This window comes from Haloimpatiens massiliensis (genome assembly GCF_900184255.1).
Lineage (GTDB): Bacteria > Bacillota > Clostridia > Clostridiales > Clostridiaceae > Haloimpatiens > Haloimpatiens massiliensis.
In genome coordinates this window covers 1-13,796 of sequence record NZ_LT854634.1, presented here as the reverse complement: position 1 = coordinate 13,796, position 13,796 = coordinate 1, and the positions used below count along the sequence as shown (strand labels likewise).

14 protein-coding genes and 2 pseudogenes are annotated in these 13,796 nt (G+C 28.6%); 13 read left to right on the top strand and 3 right to left on the bottom strand.

The features are described 5' to 3' along the window. Positions 1-181 precede the first annotated feature (181 nt). On the top strand, positions 182-622 hold the full coding sequence (locus C1715_RS00205; RefSeq protein WP_102398680.1) for a GNAT family N-acetyltransferase: 441 nt from the start codon (positions 182-184) through the stop codon (positions 620-622). On the opposite strand, the gene C1715_RS20245 is transcribed toward C1715_RS00205, so the two are convergent. Then, positions 570-752, bottom strand: coding sequence for a DUF5694 domain-containing protein (locus C1715_RS20245; RefSeq protein ID WP_423240815.1), 183 nt, complete (start codon positions 750-752; stop codon positions 570-572). The genes C1715_RS00205 and C1715_RS20245 overlap by 53 nt on opposite strands. A gap of 770 nt (positions 753-1,522) precedes the next feature. Here C1715_RS20245 and C1715_RS00200 point away from each other — a divergent pair. The 3 genes from C1715_RS00200 to C1715_RS00190 all read left to right on the top strand — a co-directional run bounded on the left by C1715_RS00200 (position 1,523) and on the right by C1715_RS00190 (position 3,225). Further along, complete coding sequence (locus C1715_RS00200) at positions 1,523-2,074, top strand: sugar O-acetyltransferase (protein ID WP_102398679.1); 552 nt, start codon at positions 1,523-1,525, stop codon at positions 2,072-2,074. 149 nt (positions 2,075-2,223) lie between these two features. Then, positions 2,224-2,607: a hypothetical protein gene (locus tag C1715_RS00195; protein ID WP_102398678.1), complete on the top strand. Its 384-nt coding sequence runs from the start codon at positions 2,224-2,226 to the stop codon at positions 2,605-2,607. Between the two features lie 18 nt (positions 2,608-2,625). After that, entirely contained in the window at positions 2,626-3,225 is a 600-nt protein-coding gene (locus C1715_RS00190; RefSeq protein WP_102398677.1) for a GNAT family N-acetyltransferase, read from the top strand. Positions 3,226-3,380: 155 nt separating this feature from the next. Here C1715_RS00190 and C1715_RS00185 read toward each other — a convergent pair whose 3' ends face one another. Then, positions 3,381-4,673 carry a dicarboxylate/amino acid:cation symporter gene (locus tag C1715_RS00185; protein ID WP_102398676.1) on the bottom strand — a complete coding sequence of 431 codons (1,293 nt, stop codon included), beginning with the start codon at positions 4,671-4,673 and terminating at the stop codon, positions 3,381-3,383. A gap of 377 nt (positions 4,674-5,050) precedes the next feature. Then, positions 5,051-5,932 carry an FUSC family protein gene (locus tag C1715_RS00180; protein ID WP_102398675.1) on the bottom strand — a complete coding sequence of 294 codons (882 nt, stop codon included), beginning with the start codon at positions 5,930-5,932 and terminating at the stop codon, positions 5,051-5,053. A gap of 422 nt (positions 5,933-6,354) precedes the next feature. Here C1715_RS00180 and C1715_RS00175 point away from each other — a divergent pair, with 422 nt between their 5' ends. The 9 genes and pseudogenes from C1715_RS00175 to C1715_RS00135 form a co-directional block, all read left to right on the top strand. Beyond that, on the top strand, positions 6,355-7,431 hold the full coding sequence (locus tag C1715_RS00175) for a uroporphyrinogen decarboxylase family protein (RefSeq protein WP_102398674.1): 1,077 nt from the start codon (positions 6,355-6,357) through the stop codon (positions 7,429-7,431). Positions 7,432-7,727: 296 nt separating this feature from the next. Further along, complete coding sequence (locus C1715_RS00170; RefSeq protein ID WP_102398673.1) at positions 7,728-8,051, top strand: hypothetical protein; 324 nt, start codon at positions 7,728-7,730, stop codon at positions 8,049-8,051. A 1-nt stretch (position 8,052) separates the two neighbouring features. Then, positions 8,053-9,096, top strand: coding sequence for a V-type ATPase subunit (locus tag C1715_RS00165; protein ID WP_102398672.1), 1,044 nt, complete (start codon positions 8,053-8,055; stop codon positions 9,094-9,096). A gap of 24 nt (positions 9,097-9,120) precedes the next feature. Then, complete coding sequence (locus C1715_RS00160; protein WP_102398671.1) at positions 9,121-11,088, top strand: V-type ATP synthase subunit I; 1,968 nt, start codon at positions 9,121-9,123, stop codon at positions 11,086-11,088. Positions 11,089-11,111: 23 nt separating this feature from the next. Beyond that, complete coding sequence (locus tag C1715_RS00155; RefSeq protein WP_102398670.1) at positions 11,112-11,537, top strand: ATP synthase subunit C; 426 nt, start codon at positions 11,112-11,114, stop codon at positions 11,535-11,537. Positions 11,538-11,642: 105 nt separating this feature from the next. Continuing rightward, complete coding sequence (locus C1715_RS00150; protein WP_102398669.1) at positions 11,643-11,951, top strand: V-type ATP synthase subunit F; 309 nt, start codon at positions 11,643-11,645, stop codon at positions 11,949-11,951. Between the two features lie 25 nt (positions 11,952-11,976). After that, on the top strand, positions 11,977-12,597 hold the full coding sequence (locus tag C1715_RS00145; RefSeq protein ID WP_102398668.1) for a V-type ATP synthase subunit E: 621 nt from the start codon (positions 11,977-11,979) through the stop codon (positions 12,595-12,597). 127 nt (positions 12,598-12,724) lie between these two features. Further along, a pseudogene (locus tag C1715_RS20240) lies at positions 12,725-12,879 on the top strand (MerR family DNA-binding transcriptional regulator); the annotation flags it as partial. Continuing rightward, positions 12,857-13,723, top strand: a pseudogene (locus tag C1715_RS00135) (RNA-guided endonuclease InsQ/TnpB family protein); the annotation flags it as partial. The pseudogenes C1715_RS20240 and C1715_RS00135, both read left to right, overlap by 23 nt. Positions 13,724-13,796: the final 73 nt, after the last annotated feature.

Below are 13,796 nucleotides of genomic sequence, written 5' to 3'. Positions count from 1 at the left end.
TATAAAGTATAGTGAGATATTGAAGATAAGGGGGTTAAGAGATTTTGGATATTTGGAGAATGTAATGTTGGTTGGACAACAAAAATTGTATAGTAAGTTCACAATGAAAGAGTTAGTTTACAAGCTAGCTCTTTATATTTTATAATAAAAATACAAAATGGTATATATTGGAGGGCAAAATATGAGAATATTAGAAATGACCATTGATAACTATGATGAAGTATTTATGCTATGGACTTCTATAAAAGGGGTAGGAATAAGGAGTATAGATGATTCTAAAGAGGGTATTAGCAAGTTCCTAAAGAAAAATTCAACAACTAATTTTATAGCTGTTGAGAATGATAAAATAATAGGAAGTATTTTATGTGGACATGATGGTAGAAGAGCGTATATTTATCATACTGCTGTGGATAAAAATTATAGAGGAAAAGGTGTTGGAAAACCATTGGTTAATGCAGTTATAGAGTCTTTAAAACAAGAGAAAATAAATAAGGCTGCATTAGTGGTATTTAGTAATAATGAAATAGGAAATGGCTTTTGGAAATATAGTAATACCTTAATGAAATTTCTTAAGACAAGTAGTCTAAAGCTTCTACATAATCTAAATCAAGAGAATCATTAATAAAGTCTCTTAAGAGTTTTAGATGAGCGGCTCCATATAAAACTAACACCCGATCGTTATTATTGCAAATATGTTTTAAATTAGAGAAAATGTGAAGATTTCTTTTATACCATGAAGCAACGAAATCTATTCCTACAGAGTTGCACCCTATTTCAACATCGTTGAAAGGTAAAAATGAAGTTATGTGTTGAAAAAATCTAATTTTTCAAAATAATACAAATCATTAATCACATTTTATATAATTAGCCGATTTCTGTCAATGTGATGCTTGTGTTATTAATTCCATAGAATTATAATTTGCATATTGAGCAAAATAGTAAGGTGATAATATTTTAAATACTTATCTTGGTGGTTTAATACACGAGATATTGAGAGGAGTGAATGTTATGAATGAAAAACATGATAGTTCTTGTGCAAGTCAACAAGAAAAGGAAAAGAAAGCTAATAACTCTAGAACCAAACATAGTAAAAAGACACATAAAAAAGATTAATATTAGTTTTTAACAGTGCACCCCTGAATGTTAGAAAATAGCATTTAGGGGTGCTTTTCTCTTTCTTTAAATAAACTAAAATATAAAAGTAAAGCATTTAGAATATGTACGGCTATAGAAAGTAATGGTAATATATTTATATAAGGTGATCCATAAAAGTAAGGCACATTCAAATAAATAATAAGTCAGTATGCTAGTCTATTTTGCGTCATACTGCGTCAGCAGAACCCACCGATAGTCCTACTAGCGGCGGAACCTGCTTCCTTGTCTGACATAAAATATACCAGCATCTTTGACTTGTTATTTATTTTCATGTACCTAAAATAAAATGTGTCTTTAAAGGATTACGTTTTAATTATGCTTTTGATAAAGTGATTATTAGTATTAGATTTATAGGGGGTAAAAAATCATGAAAAGTGAAAAAGAAAAAATGTTAGCAGGAGATTTATATAATGCTGGTGATGAACAACTGGTTAAGGAAAGAGATTACGCAAGAAGTTTAACTTTTGAGTTTAATCATACAAAACCAAGTGAAAAAGAGATAAGACAGGAAATTATAAAGAAACTGATTAATACAAAAGGTTTATTTCATATCGAAGCACCATTTAATTGTGATTACGGCTATAATATTAAGGTTGGTGAAAATTTTTTCGCTAACTTTGGTTGTACTATACTCGATGTAAATAGGGTTGAAATTGGTGATAATGTACTTTTAGCACCAAATGTTCAAATCTATACTGCTGCTCATCCTGTTGATCCTATTGAGAGACTCAATGGAAAAGAATGTGCAAAACCCATTGTCATAGGAAATAATGTTTGGGTTGGTGGTGGAACAATAATATGCCCAGGAGTTAAAATTGGAGATAATGTAACTATAGGAGCAGGAAGTGTTGTTACTAAAGATATACCTGATAATGTAATTGCTGTAGGAAATCCATGCAAGGTTATTAAAAGTATATAGATATGGTATAAGCATAGATTTTTAAGAAGATAAGGTATATTTTAAATTTGTGGAAAGAGCTTTTACTTTGAATATTTATTTGAGTTTTTGCTTGATGAGACAGCACAGTTTTATTTCATAAAGGATAAATATAATTTGGAGGAAAGTATATGTTATGCAGAGAAGATATTATTAGAATACTTAAAAATATGGATTTACCTTCAAATGAGTATTGGATAACTTCCGGTGCGGCGTTGGTAATTCATGGGGTTAAAGAAGAAACAAATGATATTGATTTAGGAGTTACAACTAATTTGATAGAGCACTTTTTAAATAAAGGTTGTAAATATAGTTTGGCGGAGGATAATTCCAGAATCGTAACAGTAAATGATGATATAGAACTATTGGAAAATTGGTTTGTTGATGAAATAGAATTTATTGATGGGCTGCCAGTAGGTACTTTAGAAAGTATAAAAAAGCAGAAAGCTGAGCTAGGAAGAGAAAAAGATAGTAGAGATATTAAAATCATAGATGAATATATAAAAAAATTATAAATTGAAAAGGGTGAAAGCATGGAAATTAAAAATGAAATTATTATTTTGCGGGATTTTATTAAACAGGATATAGAGGATAGAATCTATTGGGAAACGGTAGAAACTGAATGGCAACTATGGGATGCTCCATGGGAATATGAAGGGGGAGAGGAAATATTTAATCCTGAAAAGTATCGTGAGGAAAAATTTGCATGGATTGAAAAAGATAAGGATAACAGTAGAATACGAAGTGTATTCCAAATTTGTATAAATAACAAAGAAAAATCTCATATTGGCTGGTGCAGTTGGTATTATATTGATGATAGTTATGAATACACAAGAAAACAGGGGAAATGTACAATTGGAATTGATATACCATCACTTTCCGCGAGACATAAAGGCTATGCTACATCTGCATGGGTCCTCTTTATACAATATTTGATATCAAAAGGAATTGAAGATATATATACTCAAACTTGGTCAGGCAATAAGAGATTGATAGGTCTTGCAACAAAGCTGGGATTCGAAGAATGTCATCGTAAAATTGCATTTAGGAAAGTGCGAGGAGAAATGTATGATGGATTGACTTTTAGATTAAACATGAATAAATTTTTTAGATATATAAATTCAGCGAAGTGATTGCTACTTGACATGCGATTCAAGTTGAACAAGAAAAAATATTTAATATGTTATTTTAAGAATGGTTGTATAGAATAGAGGAAGATTCATCTAAAAATGCATATTAAAAAGTAATAAAGCAAGAACTTTATAAAGTTCTTGCTTTATTTGAATAATTATTCACTAAAATTAAGTTGAGTTTCTTCAGTTTTGTAAAAGATTTCTGCATCTAGTTCATTTTCTGATTTAGCAACACATAAGGTAACTATGGCATCTCCAGTTATATTAACAACGGTACGACACATATCGAGGATGCGGTCTACTCCTATTATCATGGCTATTCCTTCTACTGGAAGTCCTATGGATTGAAGTACCATAGAGAGAGTTATCATGCCTACTCCAGGAACTCCTGCAGTACCGATAGATGCTAATGTAGCTGTAAGTACAACAGTGACAAGTTGAGAAAGTGAAATATTAATATTGAAAAGTTGAGCTATGAATATAGTGGCTACACCTTGCATTATGGCAGTACCGTCCATATTAATGGTAGCGCCTAATGGAAGGGTAAAACCTAATATACTTTTGCTAACACCTAGTTTCTTTTCAACAACATCCATGTTTACAGGTAAAGTGGCGTTTGAACTAGACGTGCTAAAGGCTAAGGTCATAACGGACCAAAACTTTTTGAAAAATATTATAGGATTTAATTTTGCAATGAAAGTTAATATACCTGTATAGACTAATGTTAGATGTAAAAATAATGCTAATAGGATAGTTAACATATAAAGGGCTAAATTTATAATGGAGCTTAATCCTAAAGTAGCTATAACCTTTGCTATAAGGCAAAAAACTCCAACAGGTGCTGTTTTCATTATAAATTCTATGATTTTTAGAATACAGTCGTTAAGTGCATCAAAAAAGTTTAAAATAGTTTTGGACTTGTCTTTGTTTATACTTGTAAGAGAAACGCCTAAAAGTATGCTAAATACTATGATTTGCAGCATGTTATCTTCTGTCATAGATTTAAGAGGGTTAGTGGGAATCATATTTACGATTATATCAATGAAAGGTATTGAATTTTGTGCTTTGAAATTTAAATTTGCTATAGATAAAGTGCTATTAGAACCAGGTTTAATAAGAAGAGCCAAGATTAAACCTATAGTTATAGCTATGGCAGTGGTGATAATGTAAATACTTATGGTTTTCACTCCAACACGACCTAGTTTTTTTAGATCTCCAATCTGAGCGACCCCGTTAACTAAAGATACAAATACCATAGGAACTACCAGCATTTTTATAGAATTTATAAACATTTTACCTATTGGTGAGAAAATATATGTTTCTAAAATTTCATAATATTTATATGGTAATATGGATATTTCCTTATTAGAAATAAGGCCTAAAAGTGCTCCTAAAAGCATAAATAATAAAATTTTTGTTGATAAGTTAAGCTTTTTTTTCTTTTGCATGGCATAATATCTCCCTTCTTAAGTACTATTTCATAATAATTTATAGAATATAGTATAACTAAATACTAATACCTAGTCAATAAAATTTTCAGAAAAAAGAATAATTATTTTGTTTTAAATACAAAAATGATATATAAATGGACTTTTACATAATATGTAAAAGCGTGTAACTACATATATAACTATGTAAAGCGAATAAAATGGACTTTCAAACAACGAAAAACATTAAAAATGAAATTTTAGGCATTCTATATTTCAAAAGACAAAGTTGAGTTGTAAAGCTGCTTAATTATGATAAACTACAGCGTAAATAAAAAAGCACCATAGGTGCTTTTTAACTATTTCTAATTTGAATTTTTAGCTTCAAAAGATTAAATTTAATCTTTTACGATATTGATTTTATTTAGTTCTTCTAAAAGAGTTAAAAGTTTATTTACATGATAGTTAAATGTGAGGTCCAAGTTTGTTGATAAACATTTTTTATTACAATTTACTTCTTCCTCAAATAGTTCTTTATATTTAGATGCGTTATCAAAGTCTAATTTACAATTCCTTCTTAATCTATCTATAGTAAATAAATGAATATAAGCATTGTTGCAGATGTTTAATATCTTTTTTATGTTATCCACTTTTATATTATCTATCTTTTGAAGTTTAATTTCATTTAAGTAAGTTTTAAGAGAGTCTTCTAAGTTATCTATTTCCCTTTGAAGCTTAAGTATATTTAAATCAGATGTATTTTTAATCAAGCCTTTAGAAAAGAAAAATATATCATCCATAAGTGTATTGCAGTGAGAATATATTTTATTTAAATAATCTGGCGGTGCAATTAGATAGTTTACTAGTACAGCAATGGCAATACCTATAAAGGTTTCTAAGAGTCTAGTTACACTGTATATAAAAGGATCTTGACCTTTCATATTAGTCATGATAGCTAGAAAAACTATACAAGCAATAGTTATAGAACTTTTTTTATTAAGTACATTACAAAAATAAATAACTGCAATTATGCCAATTCCAGTTAAGATAGAATTTTCTGGACGTATAAGAGCAAAAATAAGACCTATAAGAGCACCTATGGAAGTACCTATCATTCTATTTTTACCTGTTATAAATGAATCAGAAACTGAACTCTGCATACTTATTACAGCAGCAATACACGCATAAAAAGGGTAATGTATGTTCAGTAAATTTAGTGTTATTATACATAAAAAAACAGACAATGCTGTTTTAATTGTACGCATACCTATTCTTGACATGGGTATCTATCCTTTCGTTAAACATATGAAGTGAAATTTATTTATTTGTAGTGTTTGCTTAAATGATATAATGTAAGTATATCAAAAATTATTGTATAAATAAACAAAGTTATAGGTTTTAAATGGAGTTTTTATTTAAACTTAAATTTAGAAAACGTTATCTGAAGTCCAGTTTACATGGGTTACTTATTTTCATACAGGATTTAAATATTAACATGGGTAGCTCAAGAATAAATATTCGAATTTGGAAAATAGACTAGCATACTGACTTGTTATTTATTTGAATGTGCCTAAAATGCTATTAAAAATTGTAATACATAAAATGAAATGTATGGAAATTTTCTATTGGATAAGTATAGGGCAATACCATAAAATAGTTATGAGATTCATTGGGTGAAATAGTAGTAGGGAGTGATTAGCAAATGGAGAGATATATAAAACCAGATCAGATGACACCTAAGGAAAGAACAGATGCTTTTGCTAAAGGACAAGAAATAGATAGAATTCCTTGCATGCCTCAAATGGGGGTAACTATGGCTAATTTAATGGGTATAACTACTCATGAATATTATCATTCTGCAGAGAGAATGGCTGAGTTAGAAGTATTTCTATTTGAAAAAATAAGACCAGATAGTGTTGGCGTAGGAACTACTTTAAGAGGTGTGGCTGAGGCTATGGGAAGTAAAATAGGTTATCCTTCTAATGGAATTTCATATCTAGAGGAACCTATACTTAAAGATATACGGGATGCACATAATTTATCGCCAGCAGATCCATATAAAGATGGAAAATTACCACTTTGTTTGAAGGCATTAAAAATAGTTATTGATAAAATAGGACATTTGGTAGATGTGGGTAGTGACATAGCAGGGCCTTTTAGTGCAGCAGCTGCGGTAGTAGGTACAGAAAATTTATTAAAAGGAATGATAAAGTATCCAGACAAGGTGCACACATTATTAGAGGTAGTCACAGAAACAAATTTAAGAATAGTTGAAGCGTTTGCTCAGTATGGGGTAGGATTATGTATGTCTGATCCAGTGGCATCTACAAGTTTAATAAGCGCAAAGCAATTCAAAGAATTTGCTATGCCTTACCAAAAGAAATGCGTGGACAAGATGAAAGAGCTTACAGGAAAAGGAACTACTATCCACATATGCGGGAAAAGTAGGGAAATATGGGAACCCATTTTGGAAACTGGAATTACTACATTTAGCTTGGATAATGCTGAAGATATGGAAGAGGCTAAAAATGTTATGGGAGATAGAGTTTGTATAGTAGGAAATGTAAAGCCTGTTGATACCATGCGAAATGGAACTATTGAAGATGTAATGATGGAAGCTAAAGAATGCATAAGAAAATCCTATGATAGTAAAATGGGGTATATATTGAGTACAGGATGCCAAATACCTATGGGTACACCTATAGAAAATATACAGGCGCTTATGGATGCTGCTAGGATTTATGGAAGATGCCCTATAGATTATGAGATTTTAAAATAGATACTATTACCTATGTTAAGGCGTTGGGTTATGGTAAGGATGGTAAGGGACTAAAAATTACAATAAAGTGTGTTTTGATTTTAGAATTAAAAGTAAATAAAATTTAGTAATAATTAAAAGGAGAAACAGAATTTAAAGTGGTTAAATTTTGTTTCTCCTTTTAATTATTGTAATATATTACACATAATTAAACATATGTATTTATATTAAATTACATTAATAATTTTCGAATTAAAGCATATATTGACATGTAATCATAAAAGGAATAGAATTTATTAATTATAGGGGGCGATAAAGTGGAATTTACTATAAAAAAAATAATATCTATAGACAAGAACGCTCAGAAATTTAGAGAAAAAATGGACAAAAAAATACATATGGAAAGTAATAAACTAGAAAATATCATCCTAGCCATGAATGAAAAATCAAAAATACAAATACAAAAAAAACAAAGGTACTTAATGGAGTCTATGATAGAAAAAGCTAATGAGGAGGCAAAAATAATTTTAGTTCAAGGTAAGGAGAATTTAGAGGAGATTACAGAAAAATTCTATAAAAAGGAAAATTGTATTTCTGAAGAAATATTTAATGAAATAATAGCCTCACTAGAGGAGGAGTAATATGAGTAGTGTAATAAGGTATTCTGCAATTAATACAAAGATAAGGGCGTTAGAAGGTAAAATGCTAACAGATAAACAGTATATAGAACTTATGGAATGTAAATCTTATAAAGAAGCTATTTTGTATTTGAAAAATGAAACTTTCTATGCTGAAGCCTTTAAGGGATATGATGCAGAAAAAATAAATAGAGGATTTTTAGAGTTTATTTTAAAAAGAAATTGTATAAATGGATTTACAAAGTTAAGCAATTATTTGGTAGGTGATTATAAAAAGTTTCTAAAAATCTTTCTTATGAGGTTTGAAATTGAAGATTTAAAAGTAATTATAAGAGGAAAATACATAGGAAAAAGATCAGAGAAAATAAAAGAGCACTTAATATACAAAGGACGTTTGAACTATGTGGATTATGAAAAAATCATAGACTCTAAGAGTGTAGAAGAGGTGGTTCAAAGACTTAAAGATACTCCGTATTATAATTATTTATCTCCAGTTGTATCATATGTAAAGGGTGAGGGGCTATTCAGAATAGAAATGGCATTGGATTTTGTTTATTTTAGTTCCATAAGAAAATTTGTAGACAAAATTCCTAAGGAGGATAGAAGAGAAATTAAAAAAATAATAGGTATAGAAGCGGATCTTTTAAATCTACAGTGGATATTTAGAGGAAAAATATACTACAATCTTCCTCCAGAGATTCTTTTTAACTATACTATTTATGATGGATACAAGCTTAAATCATCAGATATAAAAGAGCTTTGCTATGTAAAAGATGAAGAACAATTCTATGAGGTTTTAAATAAATTTAAATACAAAAATATTTTTATAAAGGGGGAGAATGAATATTTAATGGAAAAGGAAATAATAGCCTACCTTAAAGGTGTTTTTCAAAAAAGCAAGAGAGAGAACAAATTAAATATAGGTTTTATGTTGGCATATATAAAACTTATGATAATAGAAGTTAGGAATATTATATCTATAGTTGAAAATAAAAGATATAATATTCAAAATGAGGAAGCATTAAAATATGTAAGTATTACTTATTAGCAGTAATACAAGGAGGGATTATGTTTGGCAATAGAAAAAATGATCATGTTAAATATAGTAGGTCCTAAATCCTATTTAAATGAAGTTGCTAAGAGAGTTGTATTATTAGGGTCTATACATCCCGTAAATGCTATAGAGGAAATAGATACAACGGATTTTACGTTTCCTACAACGGAAGATAATATAAAAGCTTTGGAAGACGTATGTTATATAAGACCATATAGCGAAGAAGATGATTATGGTAATTTAAGAAAAAAAATAAAAGGTTTTGAAAAAATATATGAGGGTGTAGAAAAGGCATCTTTAAAAAAGGAAGAATTATTGTATTCTATGGATGATATAGAATCACTTGCTTGTGAGTTAGAAGAAAAAATAAGTCCCAAGTATAATGTATTAAAAGAATTGAGGAGTAAAAAAATACAGCTGCAACAAAAAATAGAACATTTTAAATATATTAAAAATTTGGATATAGATATTAAAGAACTTTACGAACTTGACAATTTTGATTTTAAAATAATAAAAATTCAAAATGAAAATATACCGAAACTTAAATATAATTATGAAAATATACCTTCAATAGTTTTAAAAATATACTCTCATTTAGAGTATTGTGCGTATATGGTTTTTACTCCAAAATCGCTATATATAGAATCGGAAAGGATATTTAAGGCGTTAAGTGGTGAAATAATAGAAGTAACAGGAGAACTTAGGGGGACTCCAAGTGAAATTTTAAAAGGTTTAGAAGAAAAGCTTAAGACAATAGATGAAAACATATCTATTGAGGGACATGAAGTTAAGGAGATTTTGAAACAAAATAATAAGAAACTTTTAATATTACAGAAAAGTTTTGAATTAGAGATGAAGGGAAGAAAAATTAAAAGTCATACAGGGGTAACAGAAGAATTTTTTTATTTATGCGGATGGATGCCTCTAAGTTCTTTAAAGAATTTTAAAAATACATTAAAGGATTTAGAAAATAAATTAATAGTAATAAAAAAGAATTCAAATGAAATAAATCCTAATCTGATACCACCTACAAAGCTTAAAAATAATAAAATTACAAAACCTTTTGAATCAATGGTAAATATGTATGGGATACCGTCTTATAAAGAAATAGATCCTACAGGATTCTTAGCTGTAACATATATGATAATGTTTGGAATAATGTTTGGTGATTTAGGGCAGGGATTAATATTTGTAATGGCAGGAATTTTATTAAAGTATAAAAAGTCTAAAGTTAATTTTGGAGGAGTTTTAACTAGAATAGGTATAAGTTCTTGTATATTTGGAACTTTATATGGAAGTTTTTTTGGATTTGAAAATGTGATACCAGCAATATTAGGAAGGCCTATGGAAAATATAAATAAGGTATTAACATATGCTATAGGGTTTGGATGTGTATTGTTACTAGGAGGGTATGTATTTAATTTTATAAATTGTTATAAAAGAAAGGATATAAAAGAAGGAATATTTGGAAGCAATGGTTTAGCAGGCCTTGTATTTTATATATGCTTTATAGGATTTATATTTACAAAGTTTACAAAGTCTAAAATCCAAATGCCAGTTATAGTTTGGATAATAATATTTATAACATTAATAGCTGTTATATTGTTTAAGGAACCTTTGTCAAACTTAGTTGTAGGTAAAAAGCCTTTATATAGTGAGAGTAAGGGAGATTACTATATAGAAAGTGGCTTTGGAATATTAGAAGTGTTTTTAAGTATGTTGTCAAATACTCTATCCTTTATAAGAGTTGGAGCATTTGCTATAAATCATGCGGGATTATTTTTAGCTTTTTCAGCCATAGCATCTATGATGAATAATGGATTTGGGAGCATTTTAATGTATGTTCTAGGCAATTTGGTAATAATTGGACTTGAGGGGCTTATAGTATTTATACAAGGATTAAGACTAGAGTACTATGAACTTTTTAGTAAATATTATGAAGGAGGAGGAATTAGTTATTCTCCAGTTAATATAAATTTACTTTAAATATTAGAAAGGGGACATAATAAATGTATATTTTATTAGTAATAACATTTTTAGTTGTAATAGGAACTATAACTTATGGAGTAGTAGAAAATTTAAAGGGAAATTTAGAGGGTAAAAAAAAGGTGAAAAAAGCTTTAAAAATAAATTTAGGTGCTTTTATTCCCGTAATGAGTGGATCTATAGTCTTTATGATACCTAATATAGTACAAGCAGCAGGACAAAGTACAGCTAATTCCTCAACAGGTATGGGATATATAGCAGCCGCCCTATGTACTGGACTCGCAACTATAGGAGCAGGTTATGCGGTAGGAGCTGTTGGCTCTTCAGCACTAGGAGCAGTTTCAGAGGATTCTAAAATTTTAGGTAAAACTCTTATATTTGTAGGACTTGCTGAAGGGATTGCTATATATGGACTTATAATTTCTATAATGATATTAATGAAATTATAATATAATTTTTTAACTATGTATAATTTTTAATTGAGGCTCTGAGTATTGTATATGGCATTATAGGAATGTTTTTGTAAATATTAAAACTGTGGAGTTGATTGTATAATGAAGGCTTATTTGATAAGTGATAATAGGGATACTTATAAGGGATTAAACATAGCTGGTATAAATGGGGTTGTGGCTCATAGCAAGGAAGAAGTGCTAAATATTTTATCAACACTTCTTCAAGATAGAACTATTGGAATTATTATTTTTACAGAAAAAATAGTGGATATGATACCTGAAAAAATAGACACTTTAAAAATTTCTAAGGGACTTCCTCTAATAGTTGAAATACCTGATAGACATGGAAGTACTAGAGAAAAGAATATAATACTAAAATATGTAAAAGAGTCTATAGGCATTAATTTATAGTTATTTTAGAGAGAGGGTGCTTATTTTGACCAGTATAGATGATAAAATAAAACTTTTTACAAAACTTACTTATGATAAAATTCAGGCAGAAAAGGGAATAGAATTAGAAAAAATACAAAATATGAAAGAAAAAATGATAAGTGATGAAAAAGAAAAAATAAAAAAAATAGAAGATTTAGAAATGAAAGAGGCTTTAAAAAAGGCAGAATTGAAAGCTAATGAAATAATTGCTAAAGCTAAATCTCAAAATCATCAAGAAATCTTAAATTTAAAAGAAGATTTAATTGGAAAAGTCTATAAAGATGTGATGAATAAATTAATAAAATTTACTGATAAAGAAGAGTACAAAGATTTATTGATTAAAATAATTAAGGTAACCTTTGAGGAATGTGAAGAAGGGGAGTATAGGATGTATTTAACTACAAAGGATTACAATAAATATCATAAAGATATAGAAGGGCTGTTAAAGGAATTTAAGAATATTAAAGTAACTGTAGAAAAGACTAGAGAAGATATAATAGGGGGAATAGTTATAGAGGATTCTAAGAATAAAATGAGAATAGATAATAGCCTTGGTGTTAGGCTAAAAGATAACATTTGGGACATGGGTTTAAAGGTTACAGAGAATATTAATTTTAAAGAATAGAAAGGAGATATCTTTAGCTATTTAAAATATAGATAAAAGTAATTAAATATAGTAAAATGTACTTATGAAAAGGAAGTGAGTACATTCGAAAAATAATAACTATAAACCAAATGAATTTGCAGAATTAATTAATGTATCAGTTAGAACATTACAAAGATGGGATAACGAAGGAATATTAAAAGCATTTAGAACACCAACAAATAGAAGATAGTATACTTATGAACAATACGAAGAAAATATAAGAAAAAGATAAAGGAAGATGAAGAAGTTGAAAAAAGCATACAAAATAGAAATTAAACCAACAGAAGAACAGATAACTAAAATTCATAAAACTATTGGTGTAAGTAGGTTCATATACAATTTTTATATTGCTCATAATAAAGAAGTTTATGAAAAAGAGAAAAAATTTATTAGTGGTATGGATTTTTCTAAATGGCTTAATAACAAATATATTCCTAATCATCCTGACAAAGCTTGGATTAAAGAAGTGTCTTCCAAAGCTACTAAACAAGCCATTATGAATGGAGAAAAAGCATTTAAGAAATTCTTTAAAGGGGAAAGCGGCTTTCCTAAATTTAAGAAAAAGAAAAACCAAGATGTTAAAGCTTACTTTCCAAAGAATAATAAAACAGATTGGACTATTGAAAGACATAGAGTTAAAGTACCAACTTTAGGTTGGATTAGATTAAAAGAATTTGGATACATTCCAGTTAACTCTATAGTTAAAAGTGGTACAGTAAGTCAAAAAGCAGATAGATATTTTGTTTCAATTTTAGTTGAAGAAGCTATTAATTTAGACAATAAACCTTATTCAGAAGGAATAGGCGTAGACCTTGGACTAAAGAATTTTGCAATTTGTAATAATGGTTTATCTAAAAAGAATATTAACAAAACTAAAACAGTTAAAAAAGAAGAAAAGAAACTAAAACGTGAGCAAAGAAAACTTTCAAGGAAATATGAAAGTTTAAAATTAAGAAATAAAAAAGAGAAAGGAGAAGCTACTCGTCAAAATATCCAAAAACAAATAGTCAAGGTACAAAAACTTCATCAAAGACTTACAAATATAAGAACTGATTATATAAATAAAACAGTAAATGAGTTAATAAAACAAAAACCAAGTTTTATCCGATGACTACCTGCCGTAATACTCCCACTTCTAACAAAGTGGGAGATAACGGCAGCTACGTCCCTGGATAACG

What these genes read in the sequence shown, in the direction of transcription:
- C1715_RS00205 (WP_102398680.1), top strand. Translation starts at nt 182, where the DNA reads ATGAGAATATTAGAAATGACCATTGATAACTATGATGAAGTATTTATG.
- C1715_RS00200 (WP_102398679.1), top strand. Translation starts at nt 1,523, where the DNA reads ATGAAAAGTGAAAAAGAAAAAATGTTAGCAGGAGATTTATATAATGCT.
- C1715_RS00195 (WP_102398678.1), top strand. Translation starts at nt 2,224, where the DNA reads ATGTTATGCAGAGAAGATATTATTAGAATACTTAAAAATATGGATTTA.
- C1715_RS00190 (WP_102398677.1), top strand. Translation starts at nt 2,626, where the DNA reads ATGGAAATTAAAAATGAAATTATTATTTTGCGGGATTTTATTAAACAG.
- C1715_RS00185 (WP_102398676.1), bottom strand. Translation starts at nt 4,673, where the DNA reads ATGCAAAAGAAAAAAAAGCTTAACTTATCAACAAAAATTTTATTATTT.
- C1715_RS00180 (WP_102398675.1), bottom strand. Translation starts at nt 5,932, where the DNA reads ATGTCAAGAATAGGTATGCGTACAATTAAAACAGCATTGTCTGTTTTT.
- C1715_RS00175 (WP_102398674.1), top strand. Translation starts at nt 6,355, where the DNA reads ATGGAGAGATATATAAAACCAGATCAGATGACACCTAAGGAAAGAACA.
- C1715_RS00165 (WP_102398672.1), top strand. Translation starts at nt 8,053, where the DNA reads ATGAGTAGTGTAATAAGGTATTCTGCAATTAATACAAAGATAAGGGCG.
- C1715_RS00155 (WP_102398670.1), top strand. Translation starts at nt 11,112, where the DNA reads ATGTATATTTTATTAGTAATAACATTTTTAGTTGTAATAGGAACTATA.
- C1715_RS00150 (WP_102398669.1), top strand. Translation starts at nt 11,643, where the DNA reads ATGAAGGCTTATTTGATAAGTGATAATAGGGATACTTATAAGGGATTA.